At 73.4% G+C, this 17,936-nt stretch carries 7 protein-coding genes; all 7 read right to left on the bottom strand.

Annotated features, from left to right (window positions below; all coding sequences use genetic code 11):
- Positions 1-5: 5 nt before the first annotated feature.
- The 7 genes from LX83_RS27330 to LX83_RS27360 are packed head-to-tail and all read right to left on the bottom strand — an operon-like array spanning position 6 to position 17,935.
- The gene (locus LX83_RS27330) at positions 6-857 is read right to left on the bottom strand and encodes a 3-hydroxybutyryl-CoA dehydrogenase (protein ID WP_308204065.1); all 852 of its coding nucleotides are present in this window, start codon (positions 855-857) and stop codon (positions 6-8) included.
- A 50-nt stretch (positions 858-907) separates the two neighbouring features.
- Positions 908-1,921 (bottom strand): 3-oxoacyl-ACP synthase III family protein, encoded by a 1,014-nt coding sequence (locus tag LX83_RS27335; RefSeq protein ID WP_253776457.1) that lies wholly within the window; start codon positions 1,919-1,921, stop codon positions 908-910.
- A gap of 3 nt (positions 1,922-1,924) precedes the next feature.
- A complete protein-coding gene (gene ccrA / locus LX83_RS27340; protein ID WP_253776459.1) occupies positions 1,925-3,256 on the bottom strand; it encodes a crotonyl-CoA carboxylase/reductase in 1,332 nt (443 codons plus the stop codon).
- A gap of 14 nt (positions 3,257-3,270) precedes the next feature.
- On the bottom strand, positions 3,271-4,221 hold the full coding sequence (locus tag LX83_RS27345) for a quinone oxidoreductase family protein (RefSeq protein WP_253776461.1): 951 nt from the start codon (positions 4,219-4,221) through the stop codon (positions 3,271-3,273).
- A gap of 13 nt (positions 4,222-4,234) precedes the next feature.
- Positions 4,235-5,434, bottom strand: a complete 1,200-nt coding sequence (locus LX83_RS27350; RefSeq protein WP_253776463.1) for an FAD-dependent oxidoreductase — start codon at positions 5,432-5,434, stop codon at positions 4,235-4,237.
- 26 nt (positions 5,435-5,460) lie between these two features.
- Complete coding sequence (locus LX83_RS27355; RefSeq protein ID WP_456356012.1) at positions 5,461-11,367, bottom strand: SDR family NAD(P)-dependent oxidoreductase; 5,907 nt, start codon at positions 11,365-11,367, stop codon at positions 5,461-5,463.
- A gap of 49 nt (positions 11,368-11,416) precedes the next feature.
- Positions 11,417-17,935: an SDR family NAD(P)-dependent oxidoreductase gene (locus LX83_RS27360; RefSeq protein WP_407649677.1), complete on the bottom strand. Its 6,519-nt coding sequence runs from the start codon at positions 17,933-17,935 to the stop codon at positions 11,417-11,419.
- Position 17,936: the final 1 nt, after the last annotated feature.

Genomic DNA, 17,936 nt, shown 5'->3' on the forward strand with positions numbered 1-17,936 from the left:
CCCGTTCACTGGTAGGTGTGGAAGCCGCGCCCCGACTTCGCGCCGAGCAACCCGCCGTCGACCATGCGGGAGAGCACCGGCGGCGCCGCGTAGACCGGGTCCTTGAACTCCGCGTACAGCCCGGTCGCCACCGCGTGCAGGGTGTCCAGGCCGATCAGGTCGGCCAGCCGCAGCGGGCCCATCGGGTGGGCACAGCCCAGGGTCATGCCCCTGTCGATGTCCTCGGCCGAGGCGAACCCGGACTCGACCATCCGCATCGCGGCCAGCAGGTAGGGCACCAGCAGCGCGTTCACCACGAACCCGGCGCGGTCCCGCGAGCGCACGGTCTGCTTGCCCAGCGTGCCGGTGGCGAACGCGGCCGCCCTGGTGATGGTGCGCTCCTCGGTGAGCAGCGTGCCGACCAGCTCCACCAGGGTCAGCACCGGGACCGGGTTGAAGAAGTGCATCCCGACCACCTGGCCGGGCCGGCTGGTGGCCCTGGCCATCTTCATCACCGGCAGCGACGAGGTGTTCGTCGCCAGGATCGCGTCCGGGTCGGTCAGCACGGCGTCGAGTTGGGCGAACACCGCCAGCTTGGTCGGCTCGTGCTCGGTGACCGCCTCGATGACCAGCTGGCGGTCGGCGAGATCACCGAGGTCGGTGGTGAAGGCGATCCGGGCCAGCGCGTCCACCCGCTCGGCGTCGCTGAGCTTTCCCCTGCGCACGGCCCGGTCCAGCGATTCGGTGATCCGCTTGCGCCCGGCGGCCAGGGAACTCTCCGAGGTCACCGCGACCAGCACGCTCGTTCCCGGCCGGGCGCACACCTCGGCGATGCCGGCGCCCATCAGCCCGCAGCCGACCACGCCGACCCGGCTGATCCGCTCGGCCGCACCACCCGCCGTGCCGTCCACCGGGTTGCCCTCGCCGCTCACCGGGTCGCCGTCCCGCCGGTCGGGCACCAGCGCAGCAGGCAGGTGCCCACGGCCATGCCACCGCCGAACCCGGCCAGCAGCACCAGGTCCCCGTCGCCAAGCGCGCCGGCCCGGTTGGCGTCGTCGAGGGTCACCGGCAGGGACGCGCACCCGGAGTTGCCGTACCGCTCGATGGTGCGGTGCGTGACCGCGTTGTCCAAACCGGACTGTTCGGCGAGCTTGCCGAGCAGCACCCCGTTGGCCTGGTGCGGCACGAAGTGGGTGACCTCGTCGGGCCGGACCCCGGCCCTGGCCAACACCTCCTTGATCGACGGCGGCACGTTGCCCAGCACGAACTCGGTGACCTCCCGACCGCGCATCCGCAGCACGTGCCCGACCTCGGCCACGGTCCGTTCCGAGGCCGGCCGCCGGCTGCCGCCGGCCTCGATCACCAGCAGCGGTGCCTGGTCGCCGTGCCCGAGCAGGTCGGTCTCGACGATGCCGTACCCCGAGGGCACCGGGCCGACCACGGCGGCGCCGGCCGCGTCCGCGAGCAGCACGGTGGTGGCCCGGTCGGTGGGGTCGATGAACCGGGACCACACGTCGGCCGCGACCACCAGGGCGTGCGCGCCGGGCCGGGCGGCCACCAGCCCCTGGGCGATGGCCAGCCCGTACACGAAGCCGCTGCACGCGATGTTGATGTCGAAGCAGGCCGCCCTTCGGGCGCCCAGCGCGGCCTGCACCAGGCACGAGGTCGGTGGCAGCGGCGCGTCACCGGTCGTGCTGGGCACGATCAGGTAGTCCAGCTGGTCCGCGGTCAGCCCGGCCTGGTCCAGCGCCTCGACCGCCGCCCTGATCGCCAGGTCCGAGGTGGCCTCGTGCGGTGCGGCGTACCGCCTCGTCTCGATCTGGGTCTTGCGCACGATCCACTCCGGAGTCACGCCCAACCCCGGAGCCAGATCCTCGTTGGTGATCTCCTGTGCTGGCACGTAGGACCCCGTGCCCAGGATGCCGACCGACTGGGTTGTCATGGCTCATCCGTTCCACAGCGGGTTGATCCGGTCCTCGCCGATGCGGGCGCGCTTGTCCGGGTCGGTGACGCCGAGGCCGCGCTCCGGGGCCAGGCACAGCACGCCGACCTTGCCGGTGTGCGCGTTGGTCTGCACCAGTCGGCCGGCCTCGCCGATGTCCTCCAACGGGTAGGCGCAGGACAGCATCGGCATGATCCGGCCCATGTCGATCAGCCGGTTGCTCTCCCACTGCTCCTGGAGGTTGGCGGCGTGGCTGCCGATCAGCCGCTTGAGCTTCATCCACAGGTAGCGGTTGTCGTACTGGTGCTGGTAACCGGTGCTGGACCCGCAGGTCACCACGACACCGCCGCGCCGGACCACGAACATGGAGATGCCGAAGGTGGCCCTGCCCACGTACTCGAAGACGATGTGCGGGTCCTCGCCGGTCTCCCGGCGGATGATCCGGCCCAGCCGCTTGCCCGCCTCGATCACCGTGGCCGGGTCGCTGCCGTCGTCGTCGCCGATGCCGATCTCGGACCGGTCGATCACCACGTCGCAGCCGAGCGCGCGCAGCTTGCGCGCCTTCTCCGCGGAGCCCACCACCCCCACCGGGATGCCGCCGCCCTGCTTGACCAGCTGCACGGCGTAGACGCCGAGTCCGCCGGCCGCGCCCCAGATCAGCACCACGTCGCCCTGCTTCATCCGGGCGCCCCGGTCGCTGACCAGCATCCGGTAGGCGGTGCCCGCGCAGGCCGGGGTGCTCGCGGCCTCCTCCCAGGTCAGGTGGGCGGGTTTGGGGATGAGCTGGCTGGCCCGCACCACCGCGTAGTGCGCCAGGCCACCGAAGTTCGTCTCGTAGCCCCACGCCTTCTGGCCCTCGCCGAGCATGCCGTCGTGGTGGGTGACCGCCTCCTGGTCGTCCACCTGGATGGGGCTGGCCAGCACGTGGTCGCCCACCTGCCAGCGGCGCACGCCGACACCGACCCGCACGATCACCCCGGCCGCGTCCGAGCCGAGCACGTGGTAGGGCTGGTCGTGGCGGCGCTCCCAGTAGCCGCGCTTGCCGTACTGCTTGAGGAAGCTGAACGTCGGCACCGGCTCGAACGTGCCGGACCAGACCGTGTTGTAGTTGATGGAGCTGGCCATCACCGCGACCAGCACCTCGTCGGGGGCCAGTTCGGGCATGGGCACCCGGCCGACCCGCAGCGACTTGCGCACGTCCTTGTCCTCGGCACCGCCGAACATGCCGATGTCCTCGATCCTGGTGTGCGCGGCCAGGTACTCGGTCGGGACCGGGTGGCGGAGCAGTTCGTCAGAGCTGGCGCCGTTCAGCGCCGCCTGGGCCAGTGAGTCCATGACAACCTTCCTGATCAGGGAATGACGACGGTGCGGCGCCCGCTGACAACGCGCTGCCAGGCGCTCTCCACATCGGCGAGGGCGACCGGATCCCGGTCCACCCGCAGGTTTCCGTTGGCGGCGTGCGTCATGACCTGCGCGTACAACTCCTGGAGCTGGGTGATCGGGGGCGGACTGCCCGCGCCCAGGGTCACGCCGGTGCGGCGCAACGCGTTGGCGTGCAACGAGATCGTGCTGCCCGCGCTGTTGCCCAGCTGGAGGTAGCGGACCTCCCGGGAGACCATGAACCGGCGGGGCAGCGCGTCCAGCAGCACCTGCGCCGGGCGGCCCCACAGGTAGTCCAGGACCACCTGGTAGCCCTCCTCGCCGGCCGCGCGCCGGAACGCCTCGGCGAGGTCCACATCGGACTGTCCCAACGGGATCACCGCGTCGGCGCCGTTCTCGGCGAGCCGGGCGAGCACCCGTTCGTCGCGGCCGGCGGCCACCACCCGGCCCGCGCCGAGCAGCCTGGCCACCTGGATGGCCACCTGCCCGGCGACCCCGGTGGCCCCCAGCACCAGCAGGGTCTCCCCCGGCACCAGCTTGGCACCGAAGGCAAGCGCGTTCCACGACGACACCGCCGGGTTCATCATCGAGGCCGCGGTGACGTCGTCGACCTCGTCCGGGATCGGCGTGCACAGCCGTTGCGGCGCGACCGCGTACTCGGCCATGGCGCCGTAGGGCGCGCGCACCACCCCGAAGGAGACCCGGGAGCCGTCCGCCAGCTCACCGACCCCTTCGGTGCCGCAGATGAACGGCACCTCCCGGCCCCGGGCGAAGTCGCGGTCGCTGGCCACCCAGCGGGCCAGCGGGGTCAGCGCCGCCGCCGTGACCCTGACCAGCACCTCGCCCTCACCGGGCGTGGGCTCGGGGAACTCCTCGAACCGGGGCGCCTGCCCGAAGGCGTGCAGTACCGCCGCGTGCATCATCGGGCTGCTCCTAGCCGACCGTGGACAGGTCGTTGTTCAGGTAGTTGCTGGAGTTCTTGACCTGCGCGAGGTTGAACTTGGTCACCGGCAGCAGCTTGCCGATCCGGCGCAGCAGCCACGGCGGCGCCGGCACGGTCTTGCGGCCCAACGCCATGGCCGCCTTCTGCATGCCGCGCACCCGGCGGATGCGGACCTGTTCGTAACCGCGCACCCTGGCCGCCACGTCCCCGGGGCCGGACAGCGCGCGGCTGAGCACCCAGGCGTCCTCCAGTGCCTGGCTCAGCCCCATGCCCACCCGCGGCGGCACCACGTGCGCGGCGTCGCCGACCAGGGTGATCGGGCCCTTGCCCCACTCGGGCAGCGCCCGGTGGATGATGTGCGGGAACACGCTCACGTCCGCATCGCGCATGGCGGCGAGCAGTTCCCGCAGCCCCGGCGCGGTCCAGTGGGCGAACCGGGCCCGCAGGTTGGCCACGGCCGACCCCTCGCCCTTCAGCGAGGTGGTGTCGCCGACCGCGCCGGGCGGCAGCCGGTCCCCGTCGCTGAACGGCAGCTCGAACGCCCAGTACACGCGGCCCTCGCCGACCGGGTGCATCACGCAGATGCCCTCGTCGCCGAAGATGCTGTGCACGGCGTGCCCCTCGGCGAACGCGCCGGGCATGTCGGTGATGCCGTGCCAGGTGGCGTCACCGAGGTAGCGCGCCGGGTCGGCGCCGAACAGCTCGGTGCGCACCACCGAGCGCTGGCCGTCCGCGCCGATCACCGCGTCCGCCTTGACCTGGGTGCCGTCCGCGAAGGACACCACCACCGAGCCGGGCCCCTCGCCGATCTGCTCGATCCCGGTGCACCGCATGCCCACCCGCAGCACGCCGTCGGGCAACCGCTGGGCCATCCGCTCGGCGATCCGGCCGCGCGAGGCCACCAGGACCGGGTTGCCGAACCGCTCGGCGATCACCGACAGCCGCACCTTCAGCGCTGGCGTGCCGTCCCGGAACAGCCCGTCCACCGAGTCCATCCGGGCGCCCAGCCCGGTCAGGTCCACCCCCAGCTCGCGCAGCAGGCCGGTGCCGTTGGGCAGCAGCAGCACGCCGTTGCCGGTGGTGCGCACCTCCGGCGCCTGCTCGTACAGCTCGACCTCGTGCCCGGCCTCGGCCAGCCAGATGGCACAGGCCATGCCCCCGAATCCCGCTCCGATGATGACGACTTTCATTGCACGAACCTTTCCGGCCAAGCCGTTCAGACGTTGTGGTTGAGCCATTTCTCCACGGCCGCGGCAGTGGAGTCGGCGTGTTTCTCCAGAATCGAGAAGTGGTCTCCTGGAACGTCCACGGCCTCGTGGGGCAGTTCCCAGAAGGAGCGCCAGTCCGCGTGGTGCGGGTTGGCCGGGTCGAGCAGGTCGGGTGAGAACGGGTCGAGCGCGCTGAGCAGCAGCGTCGGCGTGACAACGGGTTTGGGCCGCCAGCCGTCGAAGATCCGCGAGTAGCCGCCCATCGCGGCCAGCCGGACGTCGCTGAGCAGGTCGAAGCCGCTCTCCCGGTCGGCCATGGCGCCACCCATCGCGTTGGCCACGCCGGTCTTGGCCATGTGCTCCGGTGAGGAGCTGTCCATCAGCACCACGGCGGTGGGCAGCCGACCGCCCTGTGCCTCCAACTGGTAGGCGATCTCCTGCGCCAGCCATCCGCTGGCCGACCGTCCAACCAGGACGAACGGCCGGTCGCCGGCGCGGTCGCGCACGGCGGCGGCGTGCATCAGGGCCAGCGCCTCGATGGTGGCCGGCAGCCGCTGCCCCTTGATGAACCCGGGCTGCGGGATCGCCCACACCTCCCGGGACCGCTGGAAGCTCGCGGCGAACCTGGCGAACTCGTGCGGCCCGGCCACCGGCGCGAACGACGGGAAGCAGATCAGCAGCGGGTCCGCGTCCCCCTTGGCCAGCCGAACCGTGTCGGGTGCCCGGTCCAGATCGCCCACGTCGAACATGGGCCGCAGCTGGGCGGCGGCCTCCAGCAGGTGTACCGACTCCTCGATCTTGCCCAGTTCGCAGGCCTGCCAGTACAGCGCGGCCAGCGGTCCGGCCGCGTCCGAGTCCAGCGTCCCTGCGGTGAACACCACCCCGGTGGCCTGGTCCGCGCCGGCCGCCCCGGTGGTGGCGGCGACCTGGGCGGCCAGGTGTTCGGCCAGTGCCTGAGGTGAGGCGAAGTCGAACACCAGGGTGGCCGGCAGGGTGAGCCCGGTGGCCGTGCTGAGGTGGTTGCGCAGTTCCATGGCGCTGAGCGAGTCGAAACCCTGTTCCAGGAAGGCCGCCCTCGCCTCGATCGCCTCGGCTGTCGAGTGCCCCAGCGCGGTGGCCGCGTGGGTGCGGACCACGTCGAGCAGTGCGGCGGTGCGCTCCGGTTCGGACAGTGCCGCGAGCCGGCTGGCCAGTGACGTCTCGGCCGGGCCGGCCTCGGCCGACCGCGCCGCCCGCCTGGCCCGCACGAGTCCACTGAGGACCGGCGGGAGGGTTCCGGCCCGCGCCTGTTCACGCAGGACCGCGGCATCCACCCGCATCGGGGTCAGCACTGCCGCGTCCGAGGCGCAGGCCACGTCGAACAGGTCCAGTGCCGACTCGGTGTCCCACGGGATGGCCCCGCCCCGGGTGATCCTGGCGCGGTCCCGGTCGGCCAGCCGGCCGGTGATGCCGCCCGGTTCCAGCCAGGGCGCCCAGGCCAGCGCGGTCGCGGGCAGGCCGTGCGCGTGCCGGTGCGCGGCCAGTGCCTCCAGGAACGCGTTGGCCGCGGCGTAGTTGCCCTGCCCCGGGCTGCCCACGGTGGCGCCGGCCGAGGAGAACAGCACGAACGCCGACAGGTCGTGCTCCCTGGTCAGCTCGTGCAGGTGGAACGCGCCATCGGCCTTCGGCCGCAGCACCCGGTCGATCCGCTCCTCGGTCAGCGAGTCGAGCAGCCCGTCATCGGTCACGCAGGCCAGGTGCACCACCCCGGTCAGCGGCCGGTCCGAGGGAACGCCGGCGAGCACACCGGCCAGCGCGTCCCGGTCGGCCACGTCGCAGGCCGCGTGCGTGACGCGGGCGCCCAGTTCGGTCAGCTCGTCGGTGAACCCGTCGGTGCTCGGCTCGCGGGAGACCAGCAGCAGCTCGCGCACGCCGTGCGCGACGACCAGGTGCCTGGCCACCACCCGGCCGAGCCCGCCGGTGGCGCCGGTGACCAGCACGGTGCCCGCCGGGTCGAACACCGGGGTCCCCTCGTCGCCGTCCACCACCTCGGCCGGCGTCAGCCTGGGCACCTGGATCTCGCCGCCGCGCAACGCCAACTGCGGCTCACCGCAGCCGCACGCCTCGGCCAGCACGGCACCGGAGGTCTCGGCCCCGTCCAGGTCGATCAGGCCGAACCGGCCCGGGTGCTCCAGCTGCGCCGACCGCACCAGGCCCCACAGCGGTGCGGCCACCAGGTCGGTGGGCGCGTCCCTGGTGACGAAGACCAGGCGGGCGGCGGCGAACCGGTCGTCGGCCAGCCACGCCTTGAGCTGACCCAGCACCGCGGCGGTGGCCTGCCGGACCGCACCGGGAACCGCACCCGACCACGGTCCACACGGGACGAGCACCACCTCGGGCACGGGGTCGGGCAGCTCCGCCAGACTCGGGCAGGCGACCACGGTCGCCCCCACCCCGGCCAGGGCGACGCCCAGCTTCAGCTCGTCCACGCCCACCACGGCGTAGCACGCCTGGGTGGGCTGACCGCCGCCGCCGGGCCGGGGCGTCCACGCCAGGCGCAGCAGCGACCTGGCCCTGCGCTGGGCCGGCAGCTCGCGCCGCACCACGGAGTCCACTGTGGCCACTGGCGCGCCGGTCGGGTCGGCCAGCAGCAGCGACACCGCGTCCTGGCCGGCGGGCCGCAGCCGCACCCGCAGGGCCGCGGCGCCGGTGGCGTGCAGGGACACCCCGCGCCACGCCGCCGCCGTGCCGGTGTCGTCGACGAGGTGCAGTGCCGCGGTCAGCAGCCCGGGGTGGATGCCGAACCGGTCGGCGGCCGCGGTCTCGTCCTCGGCCAGGCGCAGCTCGGCGAACACCTCATCACCCACCTGCCAGGCCTGCTCAGCCCCGACCAGGTCGAGCGGCTCGGCGTCGGCCGGCGGCCACACCGCCAGGTCCTCGGCACCAGCCGCGCCCGCGGTCAGCACACCGGTGGCGTGCCTGGTCCACGGCTGGTCGACGTCGGGTCGGGAGTGGACGGTCACCGTCCGGCGGCCGGCATCGGCCGCACCGACCAGGACCTGCAACTGCCCGTCGGCGTCGCCGGTCAGCGGTGTGTCGACCGAGAGCGTGTCAACCCGGTCGCAGCCCACCTCCTCGCCGGCCCGCAGCACCAGTTCCAGCAGTGCCGCGTCCGGCCAGCGCCCGGTCAGCGCCGACAGCGTCCCGGTCAGCACCAGGCCGTCACCCTCGGCCAGGCCGACGGCGGCGCCCAGCAGGGGGTGGTCGGCGGTGCGCAGGCCGAGCCGCGTCGGGTCGCCCTCGGGTGCGCTGCTGTCCTCCAGCCAGTAGCGCTGCCGCTGGAACGCGTAGGTGGGCAGGTCCACCTGCCGGGCACCCCAGGGGGCGAACACCGCGGCCCAGTCCGGGCGCAGGCCCAGCACGTGCAGCTGGGCCAGGGCACCGAGCAGGGTGTCCACTTCGGAGCGGCCGGCCCGGCTGGTCGCCACGGCGTGCTCGGCGCCGCACTCGGTGGCCATGGCGGTGAGCACGGCGTCCGGGCCGACCTCCACGAACCGGCGCACCCCGTGCTCGCGCAGCCACGTCAGTCCGTCGTGGAAGCGCACGGTGCGCAGCACGTGGTCGACCCAGTAGTCCGGATCGGTCAGTGCGGTGGTGACCGCCTCGCCAGTGACGTTGGAGACCACCGGGATGCTCGGCTCGTGGTAGGTCAGGGTTTCGGCGACGCGGCGGAACTCGGCCAGCATCGGCTCCATCAGCGGTGAGTGGAACGCGTGCGACACCGTCAACCGCCTGGTCTTGTACCCCCGCGCCGCCAACACCTCCACCACCGCCAACACCGCGTCCTCCTCACCCGACAACACCGTCGAGGACGGACCGTTCACCGCCGCCACCGCCACCCGCTCATCCAACAAACCCACCACCTCAGCCTCAGCCGCCCGCACCGACACCATCACCCCACCCACCGGCAACGCCTGCATCAACCGACCCCGCGCCACCACCAACCGCGCCGCATCCGCCAACGACAACACCCCAGCCACATGCGCCGCGGCCAACTCCCCCACCGAATGCCCCACCACGAAATCCGGCCGCAACCCCAACCCCACCAACAACCGGAACAACGCCACCTCAACCGCGAACAACCCCGCCTGCGCGAACTCCGTCCGATGCACCAACTCCGACCCCAACACCGACCCCAACGGCCGCTCCAACCACCGATCCAACTCCGCACACACCACCCCGAACGCCTCCGCGAACACCGGAAAACGCCCCACCAACTCCCCACCCATCCCCGGCCGCTGACACCCCTGACCAGAGAACAAGAACGCCGTCCGGCCGGCTCCGACCGTGCCGCGCACGACCGACGGCGCCGGCTCGTCGGCGGCCAGCGCGGCCAGACCGGCGGTCAGCTCGGCGCGGGTCCGGCCGAGGACCACGGCCCGGTGGGCGAACGCGGCGCGCGTGGTCACCAGGGCCGCCGCCACGTCGGCCGCGCCCAGTTCGGGGTGCGCGGCGAGGTGCGCGCCCAGCCGCTCGGCCTGAGCCCGCAGGGCGGTGGCGCTCCTGGCCGACACCACCCAGGGCAGCACCTGTCCGGTGTCCTCGGTGGCCGGCGGGTTCTCGGCCGGCACTCCCTCCAGGATCACGTGCGCGTTGGTGCCGCTGATGCCGAAGGAGGACACGCCGGCCCGGCGGGGCCGCCCGGTCTCCGGCCACGGCCGCGCCTCGGTGAGCAGTTCGACCGCGCCGGACTCCCACTCGATGTGCCGGGACGGCTCGTCCACGTGCAGCGTCCTTGGCAGCACCCCGTGCCGCAGCGCCAACACCGTCTTGATCACCCCAGCGACGCCGGCGGCGGCCTGGGCGTGGCCGATGTTGGACTTCAGCGAACCCAGCCACAGTGGACGGTCGCGGTGCTGGCCGTAGGTGGCCAGCAGGGCGTGTGCCTCGATGGGGTCGCCGAGTGAGGTGCCGGTGCCGTGCGCCTCCACCGCGTCCACATCGGACGGGGAGAGTCCGGCGCTGGCCAGCGCCTGGCGGATCACCGCCTCCTGGGCCGGGCCGTTGGGCGCGGTCAGGCCGTTGGACGCGCCGTCGGAGTTCACCGCGGAGCCACGCACCACGGCCAGCACCCGGTGGTTGTTGCGCCGCGCCGAGGACAGCCGCTCCACCAGGAGCACGCCAACGCCCTCGGCGAACGCGGTGCCGTTGGCCGCCGAGGCGAACGCCTTGCACCGGTAGTCGGGTGCCATGCCGCCGGCGCGCTGGAACGCGACCAGTCCGTCCGGGGTGCACACCACGGACACGCCGCCGACCAGGGCCAGCGAGCACTCCCCGGCCCGCAGCGCCTGGGTCGCCAGGTGCAGCGCCACCAGCGACGACGAACACGCCGTGTCCACGGTGAGGGTGGGGCCCTCCAGGCCGAGGGTGTAGGCCAGGCGGCCGGACATGACGCTGGCGCTGGTGCTGGTCGCCAACAGGCCGTCGCTCTCCTCGGCCCTGGTGAGCAGGCCGAGGTAGTCCTGGCCGTGGGTGCCGACGAACACGCCGGTGCGGGTGCCGCGCAGCGAACCGGGGTCCACGCCGGCCCGTTCCAGTGCCTCCCAGGACACTTCGAGCAGCAGCCGCTGCTGCGGGTCGGTGGCCAGTGCCTCGCGCGGGCTGATGCCGAAGAACGCCGCGTCGAACTCGCCGGCGTCGGGCAGGAAACCGCCACCGCCCTGGTGCGGCCACCCCCGGTCGGCCGGGAACTCGGTGATCGCGTCGACGCCGTTGTCGACCAGGTCCCACAGGTCCTCCGGGGACCGGACGCCACCGGGGAACCGGCAGGCCATGCCCACGATCGCGATCGGCTCGGCCGCCGCGTCGACCAGTTGCTGGTTCTGCGTCCGCAGCCGCTCGATCTCCTTGAGCGACTCGCGCAGCGCCGTGACCACTTCCTCGGTGGACGCGTCCATCATGCTCCTCCCACTGCCCCGGACGGCCTCAGGAGCCCAGGCTCTGTCGTGCCTTGGCGAGCAGGCTCTGCACGTCCATGGCGTCAATGGCGTTCGATTCGGCGGCACCCGACTCGGGCGAACTCGGCTCAGCGGTTGGTGTTCCGGCCGGTGTCTGCTGGGTCCGCGGGGTGGCCAGCCGCAGCAGCGCGTCGACCAGCCCGGCCTGCCTGATCCGGGCGACCGGCACCGAGCGCAGCAGCCGTTCGATCTCGGCGTCGGCGTGGTCGCCGGCCGCCGCGGGCGTGGTGTCCGGCACCAGGTCGGTCAGCAGCCGGTCGGCCAGCTCGACCGGGGTCGGGTAGTCGAAGATCAGCGTGGCCCGCAGTTTCAGCCCGGTGCTCGCGGTGAGCCGGTTGCGCAGTTCCAGCGAGGTGAGCGAGTCGAAGCCGAGTTCCTTGAACGCCCGGTCCGGCTCCACCCCGTCGGCCGAGGCGTGGCCGAGCACGGCGGCGGCGTGCGCGCGAACCAGGTCCAGCACGGCGGCCCGGCGGTCCTCTTCGGACATTCCAGGCAACTGGGCCACCAGGTTGGTCTCGGTGGCGGTGCTGGTGCGCGCCGCGGAACGGCGGGACCGCACCCGCACCAGGTCGTGGAACAGCGGTGGCAGCGCCCCGGCCTGCGCGCGCATGGCCGCGAGGTCCATCCGCACCGGGACCAGCACCGGCTCGTCCCTGGCCGCCGCGGTGTCGAACAGGTCCAGCGCCTCCGCTGTGGACAGTGCCACCGCACCGCTGCGGGTCATCCTGGTCAGGTCGGTCTGGTCCAGTTGGGCGGTGAGCGCGCTGCGCTGTGCCCACAGCCCCCACGCCAGTGACACCGCGGGCAGCCCGGCCAGCCGGCGCTGCCTGGCCAGCGCGTCCAGGAACGCGTTGGCCGCCGCGTAGTTGCCCTGCCCGGCCGAGCCGAAGGTGGCCGCGCCCGAGGAGAACAGCACGAACAGGGACAGGTCTGCCTCGCGGGTCAGCTCGTGCAGGTTCAGCGCGCCCAACACCTTGGGCCGCAGCACGTGCTCGATCCGCTCGGGCGTGAGCGAGCCGATCACCGCGTCGGCCAGCACGCCGGCCGCGTGCACCACGCCGGTCAACGGCCGGTCGGCGGGGATCGCGGCGAGCAGGTCGGCCAGTGCGGCGCGGTCGGCCACGTCGCAGGCGGCAACGGTGACCTCGGCGCCGAGCGCGGCGAGGTCGTCGGTGAGCGCGGCCGGGACGCGGCCGCTCCGGCTGGCCAGGACCAGGTGGCGGACACCGTGCTCGGTGACCAGGTGCCTGGCGACCAGACCGCCCAGGGTGCCGGACCCGCCGGTGACCAGGACGGTCCCGTGTGGACGGGCAGCGGGTGGCATGGTCAGCACCAGCTTGCCGACGTGCCTGGCCTGGCTGAGGAAGCGGCACGCCTGCGGCGCCCTGCGCACGTCCCACGCGCGCAGCGGCAGCGGCCGGAGCACACCCCGCTCGAACAGCGCGCGCAGTTCCACCAGCATCTGCTGGATGCGCTCCAGGCCGGCCTCCTGCAGGTCGTACGCCTGGTAGACGACACCGGGGTGGTCACCGGCCACCACGTCGGGCTGCCGCTTGTCGGTCTTGCCCATCTCCAGGAACCGGCCTCCCCTGGGCAGCAGCCGCAGTGAGGTGTCCACGTACTCCCTGGCCAGTGAGTTCAGCACCACGTCAACGCCGCGCCCGCCGGTGACCGAGGTGAACTTGTCGGCGAAGTCCAGCGACCGCGACGAGGCGATGTGGTCGTCGGCGAAGCCGTTGGCGCGCAGCGTGTCCCACTTGGACTCACTGGCCGTGGCGAACACCTCGGCGCCCAGGTGCCTGGCCAGCTGCACCGCGGCCATGCCCACCCCGCCGGCCGCCGCGTGCACCAGCACCGTCTGCCCGGCCCGCAGCCCGGCCAAATCGACCAGGCCGTAGTAGGCGGTGAGGAACGCGATCGGCACGGTGGCCGCCTCGGCGAAGGTCAGGCCGGCCGGGATGTGCGTCATCATCCGGTGGTCGGCGACGGCGATCGGCCCGAACGAGCCGGCGATCGCGCCCATCACCCGGTCCCCGGGGGCCAGGCCGGTCACGCCGGGGCCGACGTCGAGCACCACCCCGGCCGCCTCCCCGCCGAACGAGCCCTCGCCCAGCGACAGACCGAGGCCGTAGAGCACGTCGCGGAAGTTCAGCCCGGCCGCCCGCACCGCCACCCGGACCTGGCCCGGCTCCAACGGTTCCAGCACCTGTGGGCAGGGTGCGAGCACCAGGTTGTCGAACGTGCCGGTGGTGGGGATGTCCAGTCGCCAGGGCGTGCCGTCCGGTGGTACCAGGGTTTCGCCGTGCGACGGCACCCGAGCCAGCCGGGCCACCGAGATGGCGCCGGCCCGGATCGCCAGCTGCGGCTCACCGGTGGCCACGGCCGCGGTGAGGGCCGCGCGGGACGCGTCGTGGCCGTCCAGGTCCACCAGCACGAACCGGCCCGGGTTCTCCGACTGGGCCGCCCGCACCAGGCCCCACAGCGGGGCGTGCACCAGGTCGGGCTCGTCGTCCTCGGCGGAGGTGGCCACCGCACCCCTGGTCACCAGCACCAGCCTGGAGTCGGCGAACCGGTCGTCGTCCAACCAGGACCGCAGCAGCGCCACCGCGCCGGTCACGGTCTCCGCCACGGCACGGTCCACTGTGGAGCTGGCAGGCCGCGGTGCGAACGTGACGACCACCGCCTCCGGGGCCGAACCGGCGGGCAGGTCGGCCAGGTCCCGGTACTGCTCGGGAATGCCGAGCCCGAACCCGTCGGTGCCGAGCAGCGCCCAGCGGGCCGGTGCGGTCGCACCGGCGGCGACCGGGGTCCAGTCCACCCGGTACAGCGAGCCGTCGTTGCCCCGGGCGTCACGCAGCTGGCTGGCCGAGACCGGCCGCACCACCAGTGAGTCGACCGAGGCGACCGGTGCGCCGGTCTCGTCGGTGACGAGCACCGCGATGCCGTCGGTGCCGGCCGGCGACAGTCGCACCCGCACCCGGGACGCGCCCGAGGCGTGCAGGCTCAGGCCGGTCCAGGAGAACGGCAGCGGCACCTGGTTCGGGTCGGGTGTGGTGTCCAGCAGCGAGCCCAGCCCCAACCCGTGCAGGGCCGCGTCGAGCAGCGCCGGGTGGATGCCGAACCGGGCGGCCTCGACCTGGTCGGGCAGCTGGACCTCGGCGTAGACCTCCCGGCCCCGCTGCCAGGCCGCGCGCAGCCCCTGGAAGGCCGGCCCGTAGTGCAGGCTGGTCTGGTTGATCCGGTCGTAGAAGCCGGTGACGTCGACGGGTGTGGCGTCCTCGGGCGGCCAGGCGGCCAGTTCGTCGGACGCGGTGGACTCGCTCGGGGTGAGCACGCCGCTGGCGTGCCGCAGCCAGGGCCGCTCCCCCGAGTCGGGTCGGGAGTGGACACTGACCTGGCGGGCGCCGGACTCGTCGGCCGCGCCGACCATCACCTGCAGCGCGAGGCCGCCGCGTTCGGGCAGCACCAGCGGGGTTTCGATGGTCAGCTCGTCGACCCGACCGCAGCCGACCTCGTCACCGGCACGCAGGGCCAGCTCCAGGAACGCCGTGCCGGGCAGGATCACCGTGCCCATCACCGAGTGGTCGGCCAGCCAGGGGTGGGTGTGCGTGGACAGCTGCCCGGTCAGCAGGTAACCGTCCACATCGGGCAGGGCCACGGCCGCGCCGAGCAGCGGGTGCTGGATGGGGGCCAGGCCGAGACCGGTCGCGTCGGACACCTCGGCGGTGGCGTCCAGCCAGTACCGCTCGTGCTGGAAGGCGTACCCGGGCAGCTCCACGGGCCGCGCCCCGGCGAACACCGCCGTCCAGTCCGGACTGATGCCGTGCACGTGCGCCTGGCCCAGGGACAGCAGGAACCGGTCCAGTCCGCCTTCGCCTCGGCGCAGCGAGCCCAGGGCGGCCACCGGCCGGCCGAGTTCGTCCGCGGTCGCCTCCACCGACATGGCCAGCACCGGGTGCGGACTCACCTCAACGAACACCGTGTGGTCGCTGGTGATCAGCGCCTCGGCGGCCGAGGCGAACCGGACGGTCGCACGCAGGTTGCGGTACCAGTACTCGCCGTCCAGCTCGGTTCCGCCGACCCAGCGGCTGTCGGTGGCCGAGAAGAACGGGATGCTGGCTGGTTTCGGGGTCACCGGCGCCAGCACCTCGCGCAGCCTGGGGGCCAGGGCGTCGATGTGCGCGGAGTGCGCGGCGAAGTCCACACCCGGGATCTGCCAGCGCAGCACACCCTCGGCGGACAGCGTGCGGCCGAACTCGGCCAGCGCGCTGTCCGAACCGGACACCACCACCGAGGACGGTCCGTTTACCGCGGCGATGGCCGCCTGATCCGCCCACGGGCGCAGCCACTCGGCCACCACCGCCTCGGGTGCCTCCACCGACACCATCCCGCCCTGGCCGGAGATGGCCAGCAGTTCGCGGCTGCGCAGCGCCACCACCCGGCAGGCGTCGGCGAGGCTGAGCACGCCGGCCACGTGCGCGGCGGCGATCTCACCCTGGGAGTGGCCGACCACCGCGGCCGGCTCGACCCCGTAGGAGCGCCACAGCGCCGCGAGCGAGACCATCACCGAGAACACGGTCGGCTGCAGCACGTCCACCCGCTCGAACGGGGGCGCGTCCGGGGCACCGCGCAGCACACCCAGCAGGTCCCAGTCCACGAACTCGGCCAGCGCGCCGGCGCACGCGGCGATGGACTCGGCGAACACCGGTGCGGTGTCCAGCAGGTCGCTCGCCATGCCCACCCAGTGGGTGCCCTGGCCGGGGAACACGAACACCGCGCGCGGCTCGGGCTGGGCGACGGCCTGCACCAGGCCGGCCGCTGGCGCGCCCTCGGCCAGCGCGGCCAGCGCGGCCCGCACCTGGTCGCGGTCGGCGCCGACCACGGCCGCGCGGTGGCGGAACGCGGTCCGCGTGGTCGCCAGGGACAGCCCGATGTCCGGCGCGGACAGCTCGGGGTGCGAGTCCACGTGGGACAGCAGCTTGGCGGCCTGGGCGCGCAGGGCCGGGGCGGTCCTGGCGGACAGCACCCACGGCGCCACCGCGACCGGTCGGGCGGCGGGCTCGGTCCCGCTCGCGGGCTCGGCCGATGCCGGGGCCTGTTCGATGATCACGTGCGCGTTGGTGCCGCTGATGCCGAACGAGGACACCCCGGCGCGGCGCGGTTGGCCGGTCTCCGGCCAGTCCCGCGCCTTGGTCAGCAGCTCGACCCTGCCGGACGCCCAGTCGATGTGCGGCGAGGGCTCGTCCACGTGCAGGGTCTGCGGCAGCACCCCGTGCCGCATGGCCTCGACCACCTTGATCACCCCGGCCACACCGGCGGCGGCCTGCGCGTGCGCGATGTTCGACTTGATCGTGCCGAGCCACAGTGGACGGTCGCGGTCCTGCCCGTAGGTGGACAGCAGGGCGTGCGCCTCGATGGGGTCGCCCAGCGTGGTGCCGGTGCCGTGCGCCTCCACCGCGTCGATGTCCTTGGCGGTGAGCCTGGCACTGGCCAGTGCCTGGCGGATCACCCGCTCCTGGGACGGCCCGTTGGGGGCGCTGAACCCGTTGCTGGCGCCGTCCTGGTTGACCGCGCTGCCCCGCACCACGGCCAGCACCCGGTGGTTGTTGCGCTCGGCGTCGGACAGCCGTTCCAGCACCAGCACGCCAACGCCCTCGGAGAACCCGGCCCCGTCGGTGGCCGCGGCGAACGCCTTGCACCGCCCGTCCGAGGCCAGCCCGCGCTGCCGGCTGAGTTCGACGAACAGCCACGGGGTGGACATCACCGCGACCCCGCCGGCCAGGGCCAGCGTGCACTCGCCGGAGCGCAGCGCCTGCGCCGCCAGGTGCAGCGCCACCAACGACGACGAGCACGCCGTGTCCACGGTGACCGCCGGCCCCTCCAGGCCCAGGGTGTAGGAGATCCGCCCGGACACCAGGCTGCCGATGCTGTCGTTGCTCAGGTACCGGCCGGTGCCCTTGGGCGACGGTGTGAGCCGGATGCCGTAGTCGTGGTACATCGCGCCGGCGAACACACCGGTCGCTGAGCCGCGCAGGGTGGTCGGATCGATGCCGGCGTGTTCCACCGCCTCCCACGCGGACTCCAGCAGCAGCCGCTGCTGCGGGTCCATGGTGACGGCCTCCCTCGGGCTGATGCCGAAGAAGTCGGCGTCGAAGTCGGCCACGTCGTCGAGGAAGCCGCCCTCCCTGGCGTAGGTGGTGCCGGGGTGGTCGGGGTCCGGGTCGTAGATGCCGTCGATGTCCCAGCCCCGGTCGGTGGGGAAGGGGCCGATGGCGTCCCGTCCCTCGGCGACCAGCCGCCACAGGTCGTCCGGCGTGCGCACACCACCGGGGAAGCGGCAGCTCATGCCGACGATCGCGATCGGCTCGTGCTGCTGGTCCTGCACGGCCCGCAGGCGCTGGCGGGTGTCGTGCAGATCCGCGGACACCCGGCGGAGGTAGTCGCGAAGCTTGTCCTCGTTGGACATTGGGTCTCCCTGGTGTGGCACG

The sequence above is a fragment of the Goodfellowiella coeruleoviolacea genome, assembly GCF_024171785.1.
Classification (GTDB): Bacteria; Actinomycetota; Actinomycetes; order Mycobacteriales; family Pseudonocardiaceae; genus Goodfellowiella; species Goodfellowiella coeruleoviolacea.